The sequence below is a fragment of the Chlorobium ferrooxidans DSM 13031 genome, from assembly GCF_000168715.1.
GTDB lineage: Bacteria > Bacteroidota > Chlorobiia > Chlorobiales > Chlorobiaceae > Chlorobium > Chlorobium ferrooxidans.
In genome coordinates, this window is sequence record NZ_AASE01000001.1 from 119400 (window position 1) to 138894 (window position 19495).

Annotated in this window: 19 protein-coding genes; 14 read left to right on the forward strand and 5 right to left on the reverse strand. The window is 48.8% G+C overall.

What is annotated here, in order from left to right:
* The first annotated feature begins 4 nt into the window (after positions 1–4).
* The 4 genes from cydB (at position 5) to CFERDRAFT_RS00595 (ending at position 5176) form a co-directional block, all read left to right on the forward strand.
* Complete coding sequence (cydB, locus tag CFERDRAFT_RS00580; protein ID WP_006365232.1) at positions 5–1000, forward strand: cytochrome d ubiquinol oxidase subunit II; 996 nt, start codon at positions 5–7, stop codon at positions 998–1000.
* Between the two features lie 91 nt (positions 1001–1091).
* Complete coding sequence (gene cydD / locus CFERDRAFT_RS00585) at positions 1092–2831, forward strand: thiol reductant ABC exporter subunit CydD (RefSeq protein WP_006365233.1); 1740 nt, start codon at positions 1092–1094, stop codon at positions 2829–2831.
* Positions 2828–4567, forward strand: a complete 1740-nt coding sequence (gene cydC, locus CFERDRAFT_RS00590) for a thiol reductant ABC exporter subunit CydC (RefSeq protein WP_006365234.1) — start codon at positions 2828–2830, stop codon at positions 4565–4567. The genes cydD and cydC overlap by 4 nt, the downstream gene beginning before the upstream one ends.
* Before the next feature lie 30 nt (positions 4568–4597).
* Positions 4598–5176, forward strand: a complete 579-nt coding sequence (locus tag CFERDRAFT_RS00595; protein ID WP_006365235.1) for an NAD(P)H-dependent oxidoreductase — start codon at positions 4598–4600, stop codon at positions 5174–5176.
* Positions 5177–5337: 161 nt separating this feature from the next.
* Here CFERDRAFT_RS00595 and CFERDRAFT_RS00600 read toward each other — a convergent pair whose 3' ends face one another.
* From CFERDRAFT_RS00600 to CFERDRAFT_RS00610, 3 genes are all read right to left on the reverse strand, one after another.
* Positions 5338–5628 carry a putative quinol monooxygenase gene (locus tag CFERDRAFT_RS00600; RefSeq protein WP_006365236.1) on the reverse strand — a complete coding sequence of 97 codons (291 nt, stop codon included), beginning with the start codon at positions 5626–5628 and terminating at the stop codon, positions 5338–5340.
* Between the two features lie 446 nt (positions 5629–6074).
* Positions 6075–6596 (reverse strand): lipocalin family protein, encoded by a 522-nt coding sequence (locus CFERDRAFT_RS00605; protein ID WP_006365237.1) that lies wholly within the window; start codon positions 6594–6596, stop codon positions 6075–6077.
* 360 nt (positions 6597–6956) lie between these two features.
* Positions 6957–7889, reverse strand: a complete 933-nt coding sequence (locus CFERDRAFT_RS00610) for a cation diffusion facilitator family transporter (RefSeq protein ID WP_006365238.1) — start codon at positions 7887–7889, stop codon at positions 6957–6959.
* A 162-nt stretch (positions 7890–8051) separates the two neighbouring features.
* Here CFERDRAFT_RS00610 and CFERDRAFT_RS00615 point away from each other — a divergent pair, with 162 nt between their 5' ends.
* From CFERDRAFT_RS00615 to CFERDRAFT_RS00630, 4 genes are read left to right on the forward strand one after another with little or no spacing between them, the layout of a single operon-like run.
* Positions 8052–8675: a phosphatase PAP2 family protein gene (locus CFERDRAFT_RS00615; protein ID WP_006365239.1), complete on the forward strand. Its 624-nt coding sequence runs from the start codon at positions 8052–8054 to the stop codon at positions 8673–8675.
* Complete coding sequence (locus tag CFERDRAFT_RS00620) at positions 8650–10197, forward strand: ArnT family glycosyltransferase (RefSeq protein ID WP_006365240.1); 1548 nt, start codon at positions 8650–8652, stop codon at positions 10195–10197. The genes CFERDRAFT_RS00615 and CFERDRAFT_RS00620 overlap by 26 nt, the downstream gene beginning before the upstream one ends.
* A 12-nt stretch (positions 10198–10209) precedes the next feature.
* Entirely contained in the window at positions 10210–11142 is a 933-nt protein-coding gene (locus CFERDRAFT_RS00625) for a glycosyltransferase family 2 protein (protein ID WP_006365241.1), read from the forward strand.
* Positions 11129–12022, forward strand: coding sequence for a lysylphosphatidylglycerol synthase transmembrane domain-containing protein (locus CFERDRAFT_RS00630; protein ID WP_006365242.1), 894 nt, complete (start codon positions 11129–11131; stop codon positions 12020–12022). The genes CFERDRAFT_RS00625 and CFERDRAFT_RS00630 overlap by 14 nt, the downstream gene beginning before the upstream one ends.
* A gap of 194 nt (positions 12023–12216) precedes the next feature.
* Here CFERDRAFT_RS00630 and recJ read toward each other — a convergent pair whose 3' ends face one another.
* On the reverse strand, positions 12217–13935 hold the full coding sequence (gene recJ, locus CFERDRAFT_RS00635; RefSeq protein WP_006365243.1) for a single-stranded-DNA-specific exonuclease RecJ: 1719 nt from the start codon (positions 13933–13935) through the stop codon (positions 12217–12219).
* A 186-nt stretch (positions 13936–14121) separates the two neighbouring features.
* Here recJ and fbp point away from each other — a divergent pair, with 186 nt between their 5' ends.
* On the forward strand, positions 14122–15123 hold the full coding sequence (fbp, locus tag CFERDRAFT_RS00640; RefSeq protein WP_006365244.1) for a class 1 fructose-bisphosphatase: 1002 nt from the start codon (positions 14122–14124) through the stop codon (positions 15121–15123).
* 155 nt (positions 15124–15278) lie between these two features.
* Here the strand turns inward: fbp and CFERDRAFT_RS00645 are convergent, their stop codons facing one another.
* Positions 15279–16106 (reverse strand): TIGR00282 family metallophosphoesterase, encoded by an 828-nt coding sequence (locus CFERDRAFT_RS00645; RefSeq protein ID WP_040432807.1) that lies wholly within the window; start codon positions 16104–16106, stop codon positions 15279–15281.
* A 164-nt stretch (positions 16107–16270) separates the two neighbouring features.
* On the opposite strand from CFERDRAFT_RS00645, the gene CFERDRAFT_RS00650 reads away from it, so the two are divergent.
* The 5 genes from CFERDRAFT_RS00650 (at position 16271) to CFERDRAFT_RS00670 (ending at position 19419) form a co-directional block, all read left to right on the forward strand.
* A complete protein-coding gene (locus CFERDRAFT_RS00650; protein WP_006365246.1) occupies positions 16271–17149 on the forward strand; it encodes a pirin family protein in 879 nt (292 codons plus the stop codon).
* A gap of 148 nt (positions 17150–17297) precedes the next feature.
* Positions 17298–18083 (forward strand): hypothetical protein, encoded by a 786-nt coding sequence (locus CFERDRAFT_RS00655; protein WP_006365420.1) that lies wholly within the window; start codon positions 17298–17300, stop codon positions 18081–18083.
* Positions 18084–18135: 52 nt separating this feature from the next.
* A complete protein-coding gene (locus tag CFERDRAFT_RS00660) occupies positions 18136–18750 on the forward strand; it encodes a murein L,D-transpeptidase catalytic domain family protein (protein WP_232209718.1) in 615 nt (204 codons plus the stop codon).
* Between the two features lie 157 nt (positions 18751–18907).
* Positions 18908–19132, forward strand: a complete 225-nt coding sequence (locus CFERDRAFT_RS00665) for an addiction module protein (RefSeq protein ID WP_040432811.1) — start codon at positions 18908–18910, stop codon at positions 19130–19132.
* A complete protein-coding gene (locus tag CFERDRAFT_RS00670) occupies positions 19129–19419 on the forward strand; it encodes a type II toxin-antitoxin system RelE/ParE family toxin (RefSeq protein ID WP_040432867.1) in 291 nt (96 codons plus the stop codon). Before CFERDRAFT_RS00665 ends, CFERDRAFT_RS00670 begins: the two co-directional genes overlap by 4 nt.
* Positions 19420–19495 lie beyond the last annotated feature (76 nt).

The following is a 19495-nucleotide window of genomic DNA, read 5'->3' on the forward strand; positions in this document are numbered from 1 at the left end:
CATAATGGATTTACACTCGATCTGGTTCATATTTATTGCGCTTCTTTTTACCATACTGTTTCTGCTTGAAGGCTTTGATTTCGGCACCGGCATTCTCCTCCCGTTTATGGGAAGTGATGACAGGGAGCGACGCAGTGTTATCAATACCATCGGCCCATTCTGGCTCGGTAATGAAGTGTGGCTGGTAAGCGCAGGAGGCGCTATGTTTGCCGCATTTCCGGGATGGTATGCCTCACTCCTCAGCGGCTTTTATCCGCTCTTCCTGCTGATGCTGCTCTCGCTGATTTTTCGGGGTGCAGCCTTTGAATTCCGCAGCAAGTTCAGTAACCCGGCCCTGAAAAGAGTATCGGAGTGGATTATCTTTGGCGGCAGTCTTGTTCCGGCACTGCTCTGGGGAGTTATCCTCTCCAATTTCATCAGTGGAGTGCCTGTTGATGCATCAGGGAACTATACCGGAGCTCTCTCCAAACTTCTGAATCCCTTTGCCCTTGCCGGCGGAGCTGCCTCTGCATTGACCTTTACCCTTTACGGCGCACTCTTTCTCTCGCTGAAAACATCCGGCAGAGTGAAAGAACGGGCTATCGGCATCGCAAAAAAGCTCTGGGCTCCGGCCACACTCTCCCTGATGGTTTGCATCGCCTGCAGCGTAACCGTAACCTCCATAAAACCGGGCATCCTGCCACTGCTATCACTACTCTCTCTTGCACCGGTTATAGTCCTGCTGCAGAAAAACAGATCCGGAGTGGCATTCATCATGACCGCCCTTGCCATTATTTTTACCGCACTCGCCATCTTCACGAACCTTTACCCGAGAGTGCTTGTTTCAAACCTCAATCCGGCATGGAGCCTGACCATATACAACGCCTCTTCAAGTGAGTACACCCTCAGCATCCTCACCGTAGTGGCACTGATATTTACGCCACTGGTCATCATTGCCCAGTGCTTGAGCTACTGGGTATTCAGGGAAAGAGTTTCAACAGACTCGGAACTTGAATACTGACAACCTGCTCTCAAAGGAGTGAATCGGTTGCATCGAACTTTTTTATTATGTAGACTTAGTGCGATTTTGACACTGAACAAGACCATAAACCATGAACATTGACCGGCGACTTTTTCAACTCATAAAAAAAGAGCGAGCGCCGTTTATTCTGTCAATTATTTCAGGATCTATCGCGTCCGGAATGCTGATCGCCCAGGCGTTTTATCTGAGCAAAATCATTGATGGTGCGTTTATACAGAAAAGCGCAATAAACAACCTCATCCCCCTGTTCGGTTTTTTCGGACTCTTCAGCATCCTCCGCATGTTGTTCAACTGGAGTTCACAGACTGAAGCCAACCGGGGCACCCTTACTATCCGGAAAAAACTCTTCACTCTCCTGACTGAAAAAGTGGGGCTTCTCGGACCGATCTACACCCGTTCGGTGCAAAGCGGAAAGCTCAGCACAACACTGCTCAAAGGCGTCGAAGCGCTTGACGCCTACTACAGCCAGTATATTCCTCAGATCTTTTTTGCTCTCTTCACTCCTCTGCTTATCGTTGCAGCCATCTTTCCTGACGACTGGATTTCAGGGGTTATCCTCCTTGCAACAGCACCCCTTATTCCCCTCTTCATGATCCTGATCGGAAAATCAGCCAGTGCCATGACTGAAAAGCAGTGGAAAACCATGAGCAGGATGAGCGGCTACTTTCTTGATGTTCTGCAAGGTCTGCCAACACTCAAGCTCTTTGCACAGAGCAGGGAGCAGCGAAAATCCATTGAAGAGTCCGGAGAGAACTTCCGCCAGGCAACCATGCGGGTATTGAAAGTTGCATTTCTCTCATCCCTGACGCTTGAGCTGGTCGGCACCATTGGTACCGCCGTTATTGCTGTCGGGATAGGGTTGCGTATCATGAAAGGCCAGATCGGCTTTCAGCCTGCGCTTTTCGTTCTGCTGCTTACCCCTGACTTTTATCTGCCCCTTCGCCAGCTCGGCACCAAATTCCATGCCGGAATGGAGGGTGTCAGTGCCTCAAAAGAGATTTTTGCCATTCTTGAACAACCAGCCCCGCTCCACAGCCCTGGTGTGCCTGCAATACAAGCCGAACCATTTGTCAGGTACCCTCTCATCCTGAACAATCTGAGCTACAGCTATCCCGGCTCTGAAGTTGCCGCTATCGACAACATTACCGCAACAATTGCTGCCGGAAAAACCACGGCAATCATCGGGCCGAGTGGAGCAGGAAAAAGCACCCTGATCAATCTCCTTCTCCGCTTCCAGGAACCCGCCTCAGGCAGCATAACCATGAACGGGCGACCGATTCATGAAATTCCTCTTGAAGAGTGGCACCGGGAGATCTCCTGGGTACCGCAGCACCCATACCTCTTCAATGCCACACTGAAAGAGAATATTCTCCTTGGCAGAGCGGATGCATCGGAAAAAGAGATCTCCGACACCCTTGAAAAAACCGGTCTTTTGAGCTTTGTCCGGACACTGCCGAATGGACTTGAAACCATGATTGGCGAACAGGGCTCCCGACTGAGCGGAGGAGAGGCTCAAAGAGTCGCACTGGCAAGGGCATTTCTTAAAAACGCCCCCCTTCTGGTACTCGATGAACCAACATCGCATACCGATCCGGAACTTGAAGCCGCACTGCGAAGCTCGATTCTGGAACTCATGAAAGGGCGTACAACCGTAGTTATTGCCCACCGGCTTGAAACCATCATGAGAGCAGAACAGATCATTGTTGTCAGCAAAGGGCGGATTACCGGAAAAGGAACACATGATGAGCTGATCGAAGCCGGCGGATTCTACCGTGATGCCCTGAAGTTGCAGCAGGAGGAGTGCGTATGAAAACGTTTATTCGACTGACCGCTATCGTCAGACCATACTTCTGGTGGATGGCACTTGCCGCCCTGATTGGCTTTGCCACAACCGGTAGCGGTATCGGCCTCCTGATGACCTCTGCCTACATCATCGCAAAGGCAGCACTGCAGCCTCCGATGGCCGCCCTTCAGCTCGGCATTGTCGGCGTAAGGTTTTTCGGCCTTGCCCGCGGAGTGCTGCGCTACGCCGAGCGGCTCGTATCACATAACACAACCTTCAGGATACTGGCAAAACTCCGCCTCTGGTTTTATGATGCCCTTGAACCGCTTGCACCAGCCCGACTCCTGCATTTCAGAAGCGGTGATCTGCTTCAGCGGATTGTCGATGATATCCAGAGCCTTGAGAACCTATACACAAGGGTTCTGGCTCCCCCGGTCACCGCTATTCTGGTCGCGCTGCTCATGTGGGTGCTTGCAGGAACCTACTCTCTTCAGGCGGCACTCCTTATCCTCTGCTTTCACCTGCTGGCCGGTATCGGCGTCCCGCTCCTTACCATGCTGCTCGGCCGCGGCCTCTCAGTTGGTATCATGAACCGGAAGACCGATCAGCAACTCCTTGCGCTTGATCTCATTCAGGGGATCGGGGAGCTTCAGGTATACGGCAGACTTGCCGGGCATCTTGAGGAGATGCGCTCTGTCGAATCAGCCAAACTCCAGCTCCAGAGAAAAAACGCCATTGTTGAAGGGTTGCAGGAGTCACTTACCGGTCTGCTTATGAACGGCGCAGTACTCACGATACTCTGGGCACTCATACCGATAGTCTCAACCGGAGCCATGAACGGCATCTCACTTGCAGTCATAACGCTTGCGGTCATGGCCTCTTTTGAGCCGTTTATCCCTCTTCCGGCAGCAGTAAAACATCTTGAAGCTGACAGGCATGCTGGAAAGCGCCTTTTTGAAATCCTTGATGCCAAACCTGAAACCTCAAGCCCGGCAGCGCCGGTACCATTCCCTGCAAACCGTGCCATCAAAATCGAAAAACTCAGCTTCACTTATCCGGGAAGCCTCACGAAAGCGCTCGATTCGATATGCTTCTCTGTTCCGGCAGGTCAGCACATTGCCATTGTCGGGCCAAGCGGTGCAGGTAAATCAACCATCACCTCCCTCTTTATGCGATTCTGGAACAGTTCAGAAGGAGGTATCTCTATCGGTGATGTCGACATCAGCCTCCTTGACCCGGAGGAGTTGCGTCGAAATATCTCACTCGTATCACAGCGAACCTACCTCTTCGCCGAAACCATCAGGGAAAACCTTCTGCTCGCAAAACCCGATGCAACTGATGAAGAGCTGCGCAAAGCCCTCTCTCAGGCGGGTCTCATCAACTTTGCATCCAAACTTGACGAATGGATCGGCCAGCACGGCATGAAACTCAGTGGAGGCGAACGCCAGCGCATCGCCATTGCACGCATTGTGTTGCAAAACGCTCCGATGATCATACTTGATGAAGCAACTGCCAACCTGGACGGCATCACTGAAAAAGAGGTTACTGATACCCTTTCCTCCATCAGCAGAGGCAAAACCATGATCACCATCACCCACAGACTGAAGGCCATGGATCAGTACGACAACATCATCGTACTTGATAAAGGGAAAATTGTGGCACAGGGAGTTCATGAGAATCTCATGAACAGAGAAGGGCTTTACCACAGAATGTGGGAGCTGCAGCACGCCACTCCTGCAGTATTAACGGAAGTGCCGGAGTGAACAGAAAAGCATATCCCCCTTAAAGAGCAAATGAGCAGACGAATTCTTGTCATTCCTGGTCACCCGGCAATGGAGAGCTTCTGTGGCTCACTTGCTGATGCTTATGTAAAAGGCGCCAGAGCAGCAGGCAATGAAGTTCAACTGATTGATCTCGCCAAGCTCTCTTTCGACCCGATACTCCACAATGGTTACAACTCAATTCAGCCGCTGGAACCTGATCTGCTTTCCGCCCGGGAGGCAATCAAATGGGCAGAGCATCTTGTATTCGTCTATCCCATCTGGTGGGGCGCAATGCCTGCATTGCTGAAAGGTTTTATTGACCGGATTTTTCTTCCCGGCTTTGCCTTCAAATTCAGGGATGGATCGGCAATGTGGGATCGTCTGCTCTCCAATCGATCGGCTCATCTGCTCGTCACCATGGACACCCCGATATGGTACTACAAGTTGGTCTATCGGATGCCGGGCCACAACCAGATGAAGCGTACCATTCTTGAGTTCTGCGGTATCAAACCGGTGAAAATTTCAAGTTTCGGCCCCGTCAAAAATGCAACCCCGCAAAAACGCGAACAGTGGATTGCCAAGGCATATGCCTATGGCAATAAAGCATGAACTAATATATTCTACTGCACTTTAGAAACAGTTATAAATTGTAGTGAGCGGTTTGAGGGCAAGGCGAACGGAGCGCAGGAACCGGAATGTACACGAGTTCATGAGGATTCCGAGCACCGCTCAACGAAGCCATCGAATCGCGGAATAAATTTATAGCTGTTTTACGCAAGCAATGTCAGTTTGTTGAATACCTTCTCGGCTATATGGCCATCTACAGCTTTTTGGTAGGCTTTGAAACCCTCGGTGTTCATATGCTTTTCGAGCAAAGCAGGGCTCTCCCATATTTCATAAAAGATAAATACCGCCGGATCACTGTTGTCTTCGTGACAGAAGTACTTTATGCACCCCTCCTCCTCTCTGGCAAGAGCTACAAGTTTAAGCAGCTCACTTTTGACCAGTTCAACAGACTCATTTTTTGCCACTACTTTTGCTACAAGTGTCAGGTTTGACATTCGGTACCCCTTTATTTGAATATTTTTACTCTTCCAATCTGATTACGGAACTTCTGAACAAACAGCAGAAAATGGCCGGAAAAACAATACGTTTTTCGAGACACAGCCGGTTTGGAATACATAAAAAATAACGTACTTTATCATCGATATAAATACGGTTATTTTCTAAGAATGCCCCCGCAAAAACCTCCCTTTTTTACAGTAACAAACCAATACAAATCAGATAAACATGGCAATTACAATACCTGAGTCGATCCCTCATGATATTCAGATCGTTATCGCATGGTATCTTTTTGCCGGAGGAGTTGCTCTTGCTGTTCTACTGAATAAACGAAAAAGCTGAAAGTGCCCAAAACTTAAATTGCAATACTTTTTTCTGGCCGCATCACAACCTCACGCTACAGACCTGCCATCGCTATCTTATCCTGAATACAGTCATAAACGGATCACTCGGTCTGCTGCTGTGTAACTGTGTGAATTTTCGTCGTATCAAACCCCATAGAACCCGCCTTCCCCACAAGCTCTTCGAGGAGCTCCCTCTCCATCAGCGGTGTTCTGGAGAGAATCCAGAAATATGACCTGTTGCTGCCGCACACAACAGCCCATGAGTAATTTGCCCTGTCAAGGGCTATAACATTGTAACTCGCATAAAAAGGGCCGAAAAAGGAGACCTTCAAAGCCCCTTTGCTGGTATCATCAATAAAAACGCCGCGCCCTGTAACTGTTTTCCACTGACGTTTTTTTACCTTGTAACCACTGTTCAAAACTTTGACACTGCCATCTTCCGCCAGCGAGTAAACAGCCGTAGCCTGCTCAATTCCCTTCTCAAACCGGTTGTCAATTCTGGCAATTTCGTACCACTTGCCCAGATAACGATCCAGAGCAAAATTATCGACCACAGTAATCCCCTGCGGTATACCGGTACATCCGGCAAGCAGCAGAAATCCAAGTAAAAGGAGTTTTTTCATCAGTGAGGCTCCGCTTATAGCTGTTTCGGCACAAGATTAAAAGTAATAACCGAGAGCAACACCAGAGAGTTGCCTTGGTGTCATTTCGTATCCCTCCCGAACGAAAGAGAGGAAACTTTCGGGATGAGAAATTTAAGACTTTCGAGTCAAGCAAGAGATCCCTCTGCCGACAGGTCGTCATCGGGATGACAAAGAAAAAGAGCAGAATTTCAGTGCTACGTTGTTAAGAAAAGCATCTTTAAAAATCGTCGTGAGCGGTTTGAGAGCAAGGCGGACGGAACGGAGAAACCGGAGTGTACAAAGAGTACATGAGGATTTCGAGTACCGCCCAACGATGCAATCAAATCGTGTAACAGATTTTTAGTGACTTCCGGCAAGGGTGTTGCGGCACGCCTCTCCCGGATACTCTACCTCAACGGTTGAGTGGTAAAGACCATGGCGTTCAACCAGCGTTCTGATCCGCTCCTTGAGCTGCATGTAGCTTTCAGCGTCCAGCATGGTAGCAACTTCAAGGTGAGCGGTAAAGACCGTATGCACTCCGTCCAGAGACCAGATATGGGCATGGTGTACGGCATGGATATGCTGCAACTCTTCAATTTCACGGGTGATTGCATCAAGATCCTGCTCATCGGGCACCGCCTGAAGAAAAACAGGAATCATAGCCCTGAGATTTTTAATAACTCCGCCGAGAATATAGAGGGTAATGAGGATGGCAAGTATCGGGTCAAGCACCGGAACATCCCAAAAGAGCAGAATAACAGCCACAACAAGCACCGTAACCCATCCGAGCACATCTTCCAGAAGATGGAGCGCGACAACCCGCGCATTCATCCCTCTCTCTTTGGAGAGCTTTGCCATGGCGAGGCCGTTAACAGCAACTCCGGCGATGGCGAGGATGATCATGCCTCCTGCATCGGGGTGATGAGGTTCAAAAATCCTGGGGATGGCCCGCGAAAGCACAAAGAGCGAACTGGTGAGCAGTACCACCGTACTGATCAGTGCGCCAAGAAGTGAGAAGCGCTTGTAACCATAGGAGTATCGGGAGCTGCTTGATGCGTCGGATATTTTCTCAAAATACCATGCCTGACCAAGAGCAATGGAGTCGCCAAGGTCATGCACCGCATCAGCAAGAATTGCCGTGCTGCCGGTCAGGATTCCGCCGACAATTTCGACAACGGTAAACCCGAGGTTCAGAAAAAAAGCCGTCCTGATGTTTCCCGATGCATGATGATGATGGTGGTGATGATGGTCATGGTGGTCATGAAGCTCTTCTCCTGAAGGTTTACTGCTCATAAAATCCTCGCTGATCCCGTTTACAGGTTATGGTATTTGCCCGTCTCATCATCACTTTACCTTTCAGAATACTCTGCATATTGAGAGATGTGTACGAGCAAGAAATTTAATGTATTTTCAACTGCAAGCGTTTAATTCGGCAAAAAAATGTATTAGCTGTTCATGAACACCTATCTCCGATGGACGCTCTCTTTCTGTTTTGTACTTCTGCTCTGCATAGCAAGCTTCACGCTTGCCGATATTCCTGCGGCAATGCGCTTCAATGCACTGAAAGAGAGCCCGGTTTTCCAACTCTTCAGCTTCATAACGCTCTTTGGCGAATCGCAATGGTATCTTGTTCCCGGTTTCCTGCTTTTTATTGCTCTTAGAAAAAAAAATCCGTTCGTTGCACGCCAGGGACTTTTTCTCTTCACTGCGGTTGCCGTGTCAGGGATAGCGGCTGACATCATCAAATTTATAGCCGGACGGGCGCGCCCCAAACTCTGGTTCAGTGACAAACTCTATCTCTTTGACTTTTTCCATACAGAAGCCGAGTGGACCTCGTTTCCATCCGGACATTCGGCAACCGCTTTCAGCGCGGCAATTGTCCTCTCAGTGTATTACCCCCGATGGCGGCTGCTCTTTTTTTCTGCCGCCATCCTGATCGCATGCAGCCGGATCGTGCTGACCAAACACTACATCAGCGATGTCCTTGCCGGTTCATTCCTCGGCATAGCATCCACAGTTCTGCTCTATAACCGATATTTCAAAACGAGACTCAATGCAGTTGAATCTTCCGAAATCTGAAACCACCCGTTTTCTGGCACTGCTCGGACTTCTTGTCGCGGTCAGTTTCTTTGCCGGCCTTGGATCTGCTCCGCTTTTTGACGTCGATGAAGGGGCTTTCAGCGAAGCAACCCGTGAGATGATGGTGAGCAAGAACTATCTGACCACATGGCTGAATGGTGCGCCCCGTTTTGATAAACCCATACTCATCTACTGGCTTCAGCTTTTATCGGTCAACATGTTCGGAGTGAACGAGTTTGCATTCCGACTCCCCTCTGCACTGGCCGGAACCGCCTGGGCAGCTTCAATTTTTGTTGTTGTACGCAAAGTATCCGGCAACCGGCAGGCCTTCCTTGCTGCTGCACTGATGGTGCTCTCGCTCCAGGTAAACGTCATCGCCAAAGCGGCCATTGCCGATGCTCTGCTGAACGCCCTGCTTGCCATAACCATGTTTGCCCTCTTCCGGCATTTTGAAACAGGCTCAAAGCGAGCGCTCTATCTGGCCTTTGCGATGGCAGGGTTCGGCATGCTCACCAAGGGACCGATTGCCGTCATCATACCGGTTGCCGTTTTTTTTATCTTCTCACTCGTTGAGGGAGAGTTGAAAAAATTGGTGCGCGCAACGCTTTCTCCCTGGGGCATCATCATCTTTCTTTGTATTGCTCTCCCCTGGTATCTGCTTGAATACCGCGAACAGGGCATGGCCTTTATTGAAGGCTTTTTCTTCAAACACAATATCAGCCGCTTCAACACTTCATTCGAGGGCCACTCGGGCTCCCTCTTCTACTATTTCCCGGTACTCATCATCGGTTTGATGCCCTTTACCGGACTTCTCTTTACCGTGCTGTTCAACCTGAAAAAACTCTTTGCGGAACGTGAAAACCGCTTTCTGCTGATCTGGTTCGGTTTTGTCTTTATCTTTTTCTCGCTCTCCGGCACAAAACTTCCGCACTACGTTATTTACGGCTATACACCGCTCTTCATACTCATGGCGAGGGCTCTGCCTCTGAGCCGCCACCCCAGGCTTCTTGCCCTCTGGCCGATGATGCTCCTCATCCTGCTTCTGTTCCTGCCTCTACTTGCCCGCACAGCCATGAACTATACCGATGACCTCTATCTGCTGACTCTGTTTGCCGAGGGAATTACGCTCACCGGAGCGTCACACATCCTTGTAATCATTGCATCACTTCTCGGGATCCTTGCCATCGAGTTTCTTTCCAGGTTTTCTGCAGCGGACAAACTGATTGCTACGGGAGTGATTTTTGCACTCATCATCAACATCCATCTGATGCCTATTGCAGGAAAACTCCTCCAGGAACCGGTGAAGGAGGCCGCCCTCCTAGCCAGAAAAGCGGGGTATAAAATCGTGATGTGGGAAGTCTATTACCCCTCTTTTTTCGTATATTCTGAATCTTTTGCTGAAAGACGGGAGCCGCTTCCGGGAGAGATTGCCCTGACCACAGTCAAGCAACTTGCCACCCTTGACACTCCTGCCATACTCTACAGCAAACGCGGCATTGTGCTGGTGAAAATAAAGCAATAAACCCGGATAATCATGAAGCTCTCTGTCGTCATCCCGGTCATGAATGAGGTTGAGAACATCAAACCGCTGTTTGCTGCTCTTGCTTCATCGCTTGCCGGCATCGATCACGAGATCGTTCTGGTTGACGATGGTTCTACCGATGGAACGGTGGCGGAAATTGAAGCAAATGCCCCCTCTAACCTGCAACTCGTTGTCCTGAACAAAAATTATGGCCAGACAACAGCCATGGCTGCCGGTATTGATCATGCAAAAGGGGACTTGATTGCCACCCTTGACGGTGATCTGCAGAACGACCCTTCGGACATTCCGATGATGATGCGCTACCTTTTCGACAACGATCTCGATGTTGTTGCAGGCAGGCGTGCAGGAAGGCAGGATGGCATGATACTGCGGAAAATCCCCAGCAAGATAGCCAATGCTCTCATCCGGACACTCACCGATGTACACATCCGTGACTATGGATGCACCCTGAAGGTATTCAAAAAGGATGTTGCAAAAAATCTCGGTCTTTACGGCGAGCTTCACCGGTTTATTCCGGTACTGGTACAGCTCTATGGTGCCAAAATGGCGGAAGTTGATGTCCGTCACCATGCACGGCAGTTCGGCAAATCCAAATACGGAATTGGCCGCACCTTCAAGGTGATGAGCGACCTGCTCTTTATGGTTTTCTTTCAGAAATACAGCCAGAAGCCGATGCACCTGTTCGGCACACTCGGATTTTTCTCCCTCTTTATCGGTCTGGCTCTGAACCTCTACCTGCTTTTCCTGAAAATTCTGGGTGAGAAAATCGGGGGCCGCCCGCTGCTCTCGCTCGGCATCATCATGACCTTTATCGGCATTCAGCTGATTACGACCGGATTCATAGCAGAATTCATCATGCGTACCTATTACGAGTCCCAGAACAAGAAACCCTATATCATCAAAAAGATCATTGGCAAACAGTAACGCCCGGCTGAAAAAGCTGCTCAAACCACTTGTTCAGCTTCTTTTCACCTCTCTGGCCCTCTATCTGGTGTTGAAAAAGACCGATATAGCAAAACTGGCCGATATTATCCGCAGTGCAAACCCGTGGTATCTTCTGCTCTCCCTTATTTTTTTCAATATCTCCAAGATATTCAACGCTATACGCCTTAACCGCTTTTTCAAAGCTATTGATCTTGAGCTCTCCTTCATTTACAACCTCAAGCTCTACTATCTTGGCATGTTCTATAATCTTTTTCTTCCGGGAGGTATCGGAGGGGACGGCTACAAAATTTTTGTACTGAAGAAAAACCACGGCCTTAAAACAATCAATGTCTTTCACGCCGTGCTGTGGGACAGGATCTGCGGAATGGTCGCACTTGTTTTTCTTTCGGTCATTCTGCTGCTGCCGAGCAGTTATGCCCTGCAACTGCCCGAAATGAAACCGTATGCATGGGTAGTGCTTGCCGGTATCTATCCCCTGTCGATTTTACTTAACCGGCTTTTCTATAAACAGTTTCTCGCCATATTCACCATCACCGCCATAGAGTCGCTGCTGATCCAGGTTACCCAGATTGTATCGGCATATTTCATTCTCAAGGCGCTCTCGCAGAACGCAAACATCATCGACTACCTGGCCATCTTTCTGATTTCGACGGTTGCTACCATTCTGCCGATCACCATCGGAGGTGCAGGGGCGCGCGAAATCACCTTCTACTATATGCTTGATGCCATTCATCTTGCCACAGACACCGGCATTGCCCTGTCGCTCATTTTCTTTGCCATTTCAGCTATTTCATCACTTGCCGGAATTCTCGGCAGAATCCGGCATGAAAAAAGCGTGCCTGAAGAGATGGCAAAGTGACCGGCTAAAACAGAAACAGCAGAGTACCGCTATAGTCAAAAACAAATTCCGGGCACCTCTATTAATTGTCAGTGAGAATCCCGAGACCAAGGCGGACGGAGCGCAGAAACCGGAATGTACACGTAGTACATGAGGATTTAGAGCACCGCCCAACGCAGTAATCGGGTTTCGGAACAAATCAATTGAGGCGCCCTTCAGCTCTTCAGTTTGTTGCACAACTCAAGATCCCGCAGCCTTATCTGTATCTGCTCCCGGTTATTCCACATCCTTTTTTCAACCGAATAGAGCATGACAAATACCGGACGGGTTTGGGTGGAAAGTTGATCGAAAATATCCGGACGGTCAAAACCGATAACATCGAAAATCCGACCGGCACTATCCCTGACAGAAAACTTCACATGCCTCTTGCTGAGCAGCCTTGGAGTACCGAAAAGCTGAAGTTCACGGGACATAAAGAGCGGCTCCCTGTTTCCATAGCCTAAAGGGGCAAACTGAGCAAGTACATTGATGAAGTTCGGCGTGATCTCCTCAAGAGGAAGCAGTGCATCGACAGCAAGCGCTTTCTGTTGCTGCTCAATGGATAGACTTGCAGCGCAGACCTCATTGAACTTCTTACGGAATCCAGCAAGATTTTCAGGGCGAAGGATAACTCCCGCAGCCTGATGATGGCCTCCAAACTGTTCGAGATACGCACTGCACTCCTGCAGTGCCTCATAGATATTGAATCCCTCAATACTTCTGACCGACCCCTTGATGAATCCATTCATGCTGCCGAGAATTACGGTCGGGAGATAGTGTTTTTCAAGCATTTTGGATGCCACAATTCCAAGAACCCCAAGATGCCATGACTCATCATAGAGCACAATCGAAGAACAATATGATGCAAAATGGCTTTCAACCATTTTTTCCGCCTTGGTCATGATGTCACTGTCAATCTCCCGTCGAAGAGCGTTCATACGATCAAGTTCCCCGGCATGGCGTACCGAGTCATCCATTGATTCCGAAACAAGCCACTCCATGGCAAGATGTGCTGAACCCATCCTGCCGGCAGCATTGATACGGGGAGCAATACCGAATGCAATATGAAACATGCCGAGCTCTGAAGAAGCGACCTTCATGAGAGAAAACAGAGCCTTGAACGTACCTCTCGGTTTTACCCGCATTCTTTTCAATCCCTCACGAACCAGGGTTCGATTTTCCTGTTCCAGGGCAACCATATCAGCCGCAGTAGCAATCGCAACAAAATCAAGATATTTCTGCCAGCTTTCATCATCCGCCCCCGAATCCCCGGCTATAGCCTGAAGAAGCTTGAATGCGACACCACAACCGCATAGTTCGCGGAACGGATAGGTCGAACCCGGGACCTTCGGATTAAGGATAGCATAAGCCGTAGGGAGTTCATCCGGCTCGTGATGATCACAGACTATCACATCAATACCAAGCTCCCCACACCGCTTGATCTCCCTGTTAGCACGTATACCGCAATCAACCGTAATGACAAGCGAAACCTGCCGCCCGAGAGCCGTATCAATACCTTCGGCAGATAAACCGTACCCTTCCGTAAACCGGTCATTAATGTACCAGGTGACCTCGGCACCCTGCTCTTTCAGAAAAAGAAAAAGCATCGCTGTTCCGGTTGTACCGTCAACGTCATAATCGCCATAGATCATAATTTTCTCATGCATCCTGACCGCTTCAAGCACACGATCAACCGCTCGCTGCATCTGCTGCATGAGAAAGGGAGAGGGGATATGCTCAATTGATGACCGGAAATAATCTCTGGCGGCATCAAACGTCGTGACACCACGGTTGCACAAGGCTCTTGCAACGGGCTGACTGACATTTATCGCTTCTGTCAGAGCCTGAACAGTCTCATCGTCAGGAGCGAGTAAATTCCATCGGTATCGTTTCATGAAACAGGGATGAGAGTGCTTGCTTTGAAAAAGTGTCAAGGTATATAACACTTCGGCATTTCTTTACAAAAACGGCTCAACGGGCAATTTCACTCTCAATTTGAAAGCGAGGCTGAATATTTCTACATTTAAGGTCTCAATGTCGCCGATTAATCCCCTACCACCTAACCATCAGGAAGAGTAAGCATGAGCAATTTGATAACCATTGAACGACATATCCTCGAACAGCAGAAGTACTTCCCCGAAGCACACGGCGAACTTACCGACCTGCTTACGGATGTCGCCTTTGCAGCAAAACTGGTACGAAGAGAGGTTGTCCGTGCCGGACTGGTTGATATTCTCGGGTTTGCAGGAAGCACCAATGTTCAGGGAGAAGAGGTCAAGAAACTTGACTTGTTCGCCAATGAAAAAATCATCTCCGCCATCGGTCAGCACGGCCGGTTTGCCGTCATGGGCTCAGAGGAAAATGAAGGAATCATTATCCCGCCGAAAAATGAGACCGGAAGCTATGCTCTTCTCTTCGATCCGCTCGACGGCTCCTCAAATATTGATGTCAATGTCAGTGTCGGCACCATCTTCTCCATCTATCGGCTCAAAGGTGATGACCCCTGCAAGGCGAGCATCAACGACTGTCTGCAGCATGGATATGAGCAGGTTGCCGCCGGTTACGTTATCTACGGCTCTTCTGTGGTAATGGTCTACACCACCGGCCACGGTGTTCACGGCTTTACCTACGACCCGACTATCGGAGAGTTCCTCCTTTCACACGAAAACATCATCACACCGAAGAGCGGCAAATACTACTCCATCAATGAGGGCTCCTTCGCACAGTTCAACGATGGAACAAAAAAATACCTCGATTACATCAAGGAGGAGGATCCTGCAACCAATCGTCCATACAGCACCCGTTACATCGGTTCGCTCGTCGCTGACTTCCACCGCAACCTGCTGACCGGAGGAGTCTTCGTCTATCCGCCAACAACAAAACATCTCAGCGGAAAGCTTCGGCTTATGTATGAAGCCAATCCCCTAGCCTTTATCTGCGAGCAGGCCGGCGGACGCGCAACAGACGGCAGAAACCGCATCCTCGACATTCAGCCGACCTCACTCCATCAGCGCACTCCGCTCTATATTGGCAGCGAAGAGGATGTTATCATTGCCGAGGAGTTCGAGCAGGGATTGAGATAAATCGATTATGGATTGCGCATTATGTCATCTCGACTGAAAGGAGAGATCTCTCTCTTGCGTTCGAGATGACAGACCCGGCTCAATTCGGAATCAACATACATGAAAACAAAAAGTCCTCTTGCGAGGGCTTTTTTGTTGATAACAATCGATCTTTCCTACACCACACCGCGGTCGTACTCGGGATAAAAGATCCGCTCGATACCGACAGTTTTGCCGGTTGAGTGGTCAAGCGAGAGCAGCACTGCAGCAAAATGGACATCATCCTCGGCGCACTCGTACTTGTGCGGAGTCTGGTAGAGCATCCTGTCGGTAGCCGACTTGATCTGCATGCCGATAACCGAGTTATGCGGCCCGGTCATGCCCGCATCGGAACAGTATCCGGTCCCTTTCGGAAGAATGCGCTCGTCAGCGGTCTGCACATGGGTGTGGGTACCGATGACTGCTGAAACCCTGCCGTCAAGGTACCAGCCGAGAGCTATTTTCTCTGCGGTTGCCTCGGCATGAAAATCGACAAAGATAAACTTTACTGAATCCTTGTTCTGCTCCCTGATCTGTTTGATTACCCAGTCGGCGGTTCTGAAGGGGCAGTCAATCGAGTACATGAAGGTTCTGCCCTGAAGATTGACCACAGCAATGTCACCAAGTCCATTGGGGAGCTTGTAGATGCCGTACCCCTTGCCGTAGGTACCTTTCGGATAGTTAAGCGGACGCAGAACCTGTGGATGCGTTTTAAGGGTATCGAAAAAGTTGAAATTGCTCCAGGTATGGTTCCCTCCCGTCACCACATTGACCCCGGCTGCCACAAGCTGATTGAGCGCTTCAAGGCTCATCCCCTTGCCGTGATGGGCATTCTCGCCGTTGCACACCACAAAATCAACATCATGCTTTTTGATGAAGCTCTTCAGCCATAAATCCACCATCTTCAATCCGGGAGTGCCTACAACATCGCCGATAAACATCACTTTCACGGTTTTCTGTGCCATACCTGATACTGTTCATATTCTATTGTTAAAGCTGACTGTGCTGAATTTACTCATTACGCCCCAAATTGAACAATCTTATTTGACTGCCCTCCGCAAGAGTGAACTTGTTAGGCTCTGTTGGAGGTTCAGATAATCAGACTTCATAAACATCCCGACTGTAAACCATGACTACTTCGAGAACGATCCGCAAGGTTTTTAAAGGCAAACCTGTTACAGAAGGGGCGGGTGTCCGTCTGAAAAGGGTCTTCGGTTTCAATGAAGCACCGCTCTTCGACCCGTTTCTACTGCTTGATGATTTCCGTTCCGATAACCCTGCGGACTACCGCAAAGGGTTTCCCTGGCACCCGCACCGGGGTATTGAAACCATAACCTATATGCTTGAGGGCAACGTGGAGCATGGCGACAGCATCGGAAACCGTGGGGTAATCACTGCCGGATCGGTGCAATGGATGACTGCCGGAAGCGGCATCATCCATCAGGAGATGCCCTTTGGAGAAAAGAGCGGACGTATGGGCGGCTTTCAGCTCTGGGCAAACCTTCCGGCATCGCAGAAAATGAGTCCGCCGCGATACCGTGACATAACAACTGAACTGATACCCCGGCTCACTCTTGAAAACGGTGTGGAGATCAGTATCATCTGTGGCCGGATAGGCAACACAGCAGGGCCGGTCAGAGACATTGCCATCGATCCGGAGTATCTCGACTTCACCGTCCCGGCAGGCACATCCTATACGCATCCCGTCATTAAAGGTCACACCGCTTTTGCCTATATTATTGCAGGAAAAGGGGTTTTCGGTCATCAGGAGGAGTCGTTATCTCCTCGAGCAGGAGAGCTTTCCGGAAATGAAACACTGATACAGTTCAGCGATGGCGACACCGTTACCATTACAACAGAAGCGGTGCCCGTACGATTTCTGCTCATCTCGGGCAAACCACTCAACGAGCCGGTTGCCTGGTACGGCCCCATCGTGATGAACACCGATACCGAACTCCGTCAGGCTTTCGAAGAGTATCAGAACGGAACCTTTCTGAAGCACAGCTAATCTTTTCAAAAAAGCTACGATCGTCGAAAAAAACAAAATTTTCACTTACTACTGCCAATTCTAAATGGTCTTATGTTAGAACAGATAAGGTATCTGATATTATTTTTCCCGTTAAAGCTCGCTCTGATAAACAATTAAGAGTAGACACATGACAACTTCATCCATCAGCGATAATTTCAAAAAATGGGCTTGTTCATTTTCCGGGTGTGAAGGCGGCAACCGACAAGCAAAGATCTGGATCTCTGGAATTGAATGGGGAGGAGGCAAAAAGCCGAATGAGAAGAATTTTGAGGAAACAATGAGTCAGTACTACAATGTTACACTGAAACAAGAAATTGAACAAGGTGCCGTTACTGCTCCTGCAGAATATAATTGGCAAGAGCATAAAAATGAGCCTTATGGCATCAAATTAGCAAAGCTCTATATGGCCATAAATGGCAAAAGCGGATCTACTTACAAACAAGAAATAACAAATTATAACGGCTCGGAGATTTTCAAGATTAACCTCTATCCGATAGTATGTGAAAATGTCGATGATGATCTGTGGAATAAATACAATCTCGCAAATATTACTGGGTTTCAGGCGAAACAATACTATAAAATCTGGTGTTTCGAGAATCGATTTCCAGTATTCAGAAAAAAAGTCGCCCAACATAATCCAAGCGTGATAATCGGAACAGGAAACCAATGTCTGAATGATTTTCTTGCCTGTTTCACCCCATGTTTTGAAAAAAGCGCTGAAATTAAGTGGGACAAAATCAAAACTGTATCGAATAATGGTTCAAAAGAAAGAAATAGTTACTACTACTGGACAAAAGTAACTGATCAAACAACGCTTGTCATTGTCCCATTTTTAGGCGGACCAAACGGACTAAACAGTGATGAGCTTATTACACAAATGGGGGAGAAAATCAGAACTATTGCAGATCTGTAAATACTTGAATAAATAATGAAAAAGCACACCCTCCGTGTTATCTAAAAAAGCCTTGTCTTTAGGAATTATTGTGCTACTGCTCGCGCTTTTAGCCGGAGTGCTTATGCTTCCGGAAAAAGTATCGCCGCAGGCTTATCGGGCCGCCCTTGTTGCACTTAGATCATATCGCTCAGCTCATCCTGAAGAGAACCCCCGTTATCTTGCTGTGGTCGATTACTCGAAGCCCTCTTACCTGAAACGGATGGCTCTTGTTGAGCTGAAAACCGGTGAGCAATCGTTTTACCGGGTGGCACATGGTAGAAACTCCGGAGAGCTCTATGCTCTCAGGTTTTCCGACACTCCGGAGTCAAATATGAGCAGTCTCGGACTTTTCAGGGTTCATGAAACATACAGCGGAGATCATGGGAAGGCGCTCCGTCTTGAAGGGCTTGACAGCACAGTGAACGTCAATGCATTCATGCGCGATATTGTGCTCCACTCGGCCGGATATGTATCTCTGTTCACCATCATTGAAAACCTTCTGACCTTCAATGGCCCGAGAATAGGCCGGAGCAACGGCTGCTTTGTGGTTGCAACCGGAGATATTGACGAGGTAGCCGAAAAGCTCGCGAGTGATGGATTTATTTTTGTTTGGGCAAAAGAGGTGCAAGGAGCAGAGAGGCGGTAAGGATGGCAACGGCTCATATCTGGAAGGGGGTACAACGGGATAACAATCAATTGTCATGAATCCCGACATGTCGGGGGAGAATAGATTTATAGAATTGCCCTGAAATCGCATGAAATGAATTATATTTTCCTGAATAAATCACTGGAAATTCAACACCATGAAAACACAAGAGCTTATAAGCGAAGCGATTTCTCTCCCGATTGAAGAGCGGGCATTAATTGTTGATTACCTGCTGAAAAGCCTCAACCCGGCAGAATCAGCGACAGAGAAAAAATGGGCTCAGGAAGCCCAGCGCCGCCTGCAGGATCTCAGATCCGGAAAGGTCAAATCGGTTTCTGCCGAAAAAGTATTTACTGACCTGTGGAAACGCGTTCATCAATAAACATCGAATTTCATCCGGCTGCTGAGCTGGAACTCACCGAAGCGGTTGACTATTATGAATCGATGGAAAAAGGATTGGGCCTTGATTTTGCATCTGAGGTAATTGCAACAATAAATCGGATAAAAGCTTTTCCTGAAGCTTGGCCTTTACTATGCCATGATATAAATCGTTCTTTAGTGAAACGTTATCCTTACGGCATATTGTATGGTATCGAAAAAGAGCGCATTTATATCGTAGCCGTCATGAATCTGAACAGAGATCCAGATTACTGGGAACAAAGAATCTGAAAACAGTACGGATTATACAGTCCATACTGACAACTCATCCAGATAAAGCAGAAAGCCCGGAAAAACCGGGCTTTCT

Coding starts and splice junctions, on each gene's coding strand:
- cydB (WP_006365232.1), top strand. CDS start 5: ATGGATTTACACTCGATCTGGTTCATATTTATTGCGCTTCTTTTTACC.
- cydD (WP_006365233.1), top strand. CDS start 1,092: ATGAACATTGACCGGCGACTTTTTCAACTCATAAAAAAAGAGCGAGCG.
- cydC (WP_006365234.1), top strand. CDS start 2,828: ATGAAAACGTTTATTCGACTGACCGCTATCGTCAGACCATACTTCTGG.
- CFERDRAFT_RS00595 (WP_006365235.1), top strand. CDS start 4,598: ATGAGCAGACGAATTCTTGTCATTCCTGGTCACCCGGCAATGGAGAGC.
- CFERDRAFT_RS00600 (WP_006365236.1), bottom strand. CDS start 5,628: ATGTCAAACCTGACACTTGTAGCAAAAGTAGTGGCAAAAAATGAGTCT.
- CFERDRAFT_RS00605 (WP_006365237.1), bottom strand. CDS start 6,596: ATGAAAAAACTCCTTTTACTTGGATTTCTGCTGCTTGCCGGATGTACC.
- CFERDRAFT_RS00610 (WP_006365238.1), bottom strand. CDS start 7,889: ATGAGCAGTAAACCTTCAGGAGAAGAGCTTCATGACCACCATGACCAT.
- CFERDRAFT_RS00615 (WP_006365239.1), top strand. CDS start 8,052: ATGAACACCTATCTCCGATGGACGCTCTCTTTCTGTTTTGTACTTCTG.
- CFERDRAFT_RS00620 (WP_006365240.1), top strand. CDS start 8,650: ATGCAGTTGAATCTTCCGAAATCTGAAACCACCCGTTTTCTGGCACTG.
- CFERDRAFT_RS00625 (WP_006365241.1), top strand. CDS start 10,210: ATGAAGCTCTCTGTCGTCATCCCGGTCATGAATGAGGTTGAGAACATC.
- recJ (WP_006365243.1), bottom strand. CDS start 13,935: ATGAAACGATACCGATGGAATTTACTCGCTCCTGACGATGAGACTGTT.
- fbp (WP_006365244.1), top strand. CDS start 14,122: ATGAGCAATTTGATAACCATTGAACGACATATCCTCGAACAGCAGAAG.
- CFERDRAFT_RS00645 (WP_040432807.1), bottom strand. CDS start 16,106: ATGGCACAGAAAACCGTGAAAGTGATGTTTATCGGCGATGTTGTAGGC.
- CFERDRAFT_RS00650 (WP_006365246.1), top strand. CDS start 16,271: ATGACTACTTCGAGAACGATCCGCAAGGTTTTTAAAGGCAAACCTGTT.
- CFERDRAFT_RS00655 (WP_006365420.1), top strand. CDS start 17,298: ATGACAACTTCATCCATCAGCGATAATTTCAAAAAATGGGCTTGTTCA.
- CFERDRAFT_RS00665 (WP_040432811.1), top strand. CDS start 18,908: ATGAAAACACAAGAGCTTATAAGCGAAGCGATTTCTCTCCCGATTGAA.